General features: G+C 69.4%; 2 protein-coding genes. Both read right to left on the bottom strand.

Annotation, left to right across the window (positions count from 1 at the left end; all coding sequences use genetic code 11):
* Nucleotides 1–2,549: amino acid adenylation domain-containing protein (locus ABH928_RS36410; protein WP_370073043.1), on the bottom strand; the 2,549-nt coding region annotated here is incomplete at its 3' end.
* Nucleotides 2,549–2,813 (bottom strand): phosphopantetheine-binding protein (locus ABH928_RS36405; RefSeq protein WP_370073042.1); only part of this gene is annotated, 265 nt, incomplete at its 5' end. The genes ABH928_RS36405 and ABH928_RS36410, both read right to left, overlap by 1 nt.

Below are 2,813 nucleotides of genomic sequence, written 5' to 3'. Positions count from 1 at the left end.
TCGCCGCCGGCGTTCCACCGGACCAGGTCACCCGTGCGGTACAACCGCTCCCCCGCACCGAACGGATTCGCCACGAACCGCTCCGCCGTCAAACCCGGCCGGTTCAGGTACCCACGGGCCAGACCCGCACCCGCCACATACAGCTCACCAGCCACACCCACCGGCACCGGACGCATACCGGCGTCCAACACGAACACCCGGGCATTCGACACCGGACGCCCGATCGGAACAGCCCCCTCGACATCACCATCCGCATACCAGGCTGTCGAATACACCGTCGCCTCGGTCGGACCGTAGATGTTCGCCACCCGCACACCCGGCAGCACGCGCCGAACACCCGCCACCGTGTCCGCGGTCAACGCCTCACCCGCCAACACCACCGTGCGCGGCGCAACCACCAGGTCACCCACGATCCGCGCGAACGCCGACGGCACACCGCTCACCAGACTCGCCCGCCGCGAACCGCGCCCGCCATCGGCCAACGCCAGCAGATCCCGCACCACCTCGACGCTGCCACCCGACACCAACGGCGCGAACAACTCGAACACCGACACATCGAAACTGAACGACGTCGACACCACCACCCGCGCCAACTCATCGGCGCTGAAAGCCTCCTGCGCCCAGCCCAACAGATTCGCCACCGACCGGTGCTCAATCACCACACCCTTCGGCCGACCCGTCGACCCCGACGTGAAGATCACATATGCCGGCCCCCGCCCGTGCAGCACCCGCTCCGCCGGAACATCCGTCTCCAGCCCGACCAGCTCCCCTGCCACCTCCGGCGCGTCCAACACCACCACCGGGCCGGCGACCGCCCGGACCGTCGCCGACGACGCCAGCACCACCACCGGCGCCGCGTCCTCGAGCATGAAACCGATCCGGTCCACCGGATACGCCGGATCGATCGGCAGATACGCGCCACCCGCCTTCACCACACCCAGCAGCGCGACCACCGCATCGACCCCGCGCTCCAGACACACCCCCACCACCGACCCCGCGACCACACCACGCCCGATCAGGTAGTGCGCCAACCGGTTGGCCCGCGCGTCCAACTCCGCGTACGACAGCTCGGCCCCGTCAGCCACCACCGCCACCGCATCGGGCGTCCGCGCCACCTGCGCCTCGAACAACTCCGGCAACGTCGCGTCCACCAGCGGCCGAGCAGTGTCGTTCCACTCCGCCACGACCTGCCGGCGCTCGGCCTCACCCAGCACATCCACCGCCGACAGCCGCGTCTGCGGCTCAGCGACGACCGTCTCGACGGCCCGCAGCAGCCAACCCGCGAAACGCTCCGCCGTCTCCGCATCGAACAGATCCGCAGCCGCGATCAGCGTGCCGCGCAACCCCACCGGCGCGCCCTGCGCATCAAGGACCTCACCCACAGTCACTTCCAGGTCGAACTTCGACACCGCCGTACCCGCCGACGACGCCACAGCCGAAAGCGGCGAGCCCGCCCCGGACAGATCCAACGCCCCCGAAGCCACGTTCTGCACCGCGAGCAGGACCTGAAACAGCGGGTTCCGGGCCGCCGACCGGACCGGCGCCAACTCCTCCACCAGCTTCTCGAACGGCACGTCCTGGTGCGCGAACGCGCCAAGTCCCGCTTCCCGGACCCGATCGAGCACCTGAGCCATCGTCGGGTCACCGGACAGGTCCGTGCGCAGCACCAACGTGTTCACGAAGAACCCGACCAGGTCCTCCAAGGCCTTCTCAGTACGTCCGGCGATCGCCGCCCCGATCGGGATGTCGTTCCCCGCACCCAACCGGTTGAGAGTGACCGCCAACGCGGCCTGCACCACCATGAACAGGGTCACCCCCCGTTCCCGGGTCACCTTCACCAGACGCTTGTACGCGCCGGCCGACAGCTCGAGTGCCACCGCATGGCCCTGATGACTGGCCACGGCGGGATGCGGCCGATCTGTCGGCAGCACCAGTTCGGCCGGCGCCCCGGCCAGCGTCTCGCGCCAGTACGCCAGCTGCCGGGAGAGCACACTGCCCGGGTTCTGCTCGTCGCCGAGCAACTCCCGCTGCCACAGCACGTAGTCCGCGTACTGCACCGGCAGCGGCTCCCACTCCGGTGGCCGGCCCGCGGCCCGCGCCGCGTACGCCACCGACACGTCCCGCGCCAGCGGCGCCACCGACCAGCCGTCCCCGGCGATGTGATGAACCACCACCGCCAGCGCATGGTCATCCTGACCCACCGCGAACAGCGTCGCCCGCAAAGGGATTTCGGACGAAAGATCGAACGCGTACGCGACCGCCCCCCTCACGGCGCCGGCCAACGACTCCTCGGAAACCGCCTCGACCGCAAGCTCGAACCCGCTCTCCTCGGCCTTGAGGATCCGCTGGTACGGCTCCCCGTTCTCGGCCAGGAAGACCGTGCGCAGCACCTCATGCCGCCCCACCACGTCCCGCAACGCCTCGGCGAGAGCCTCCCGATCCACATGCCCGGTCAGCCGCAACACCAACGGAATGTTGTAGGTCGCGCTCGCACCCTCCAACTGCCCTAGGAACCACAGCCGGCGCTGCGCAAACGACAACGGAATCATCAGTAGTCCTCCTGCTTACGCATCGGCCGCAGAACGGGCCTAGCCGTGGTCTGGGTGTCAATCTGATCGGCGAGCCAACCGGCGATCCTCTCCGGCGTCCGTGCCTCGAACACCGTCCGGATCGGCAGTTCGACCCGCAACGACTCCCGCACCTCACTGACCAGGCGGGTCGCCAGTAGGGAGTGGCCGCCCAGGGCGAAGAAGTCGTCCTCCACGCCGACCCGCTCCAGGCCCAGCACCTGCGCGAACGCCTGACACAGCAAC

Origin of the sequence: Streptacidiphilus sp. MAP5-3 (genome assembly GCF_041262505.1) — a bacterium.
Classification (GTDB): Bacteria; Actinomycetota; Actinomycetes; order Streptomycetales; family Streptomycetaceae; genus Streptacidiphilus.
The sequence above is the reverse complement of the archived record's forward strand: the minus strand, read 5'-3'. Positions and strand labels throughout refer to the sequence as shown.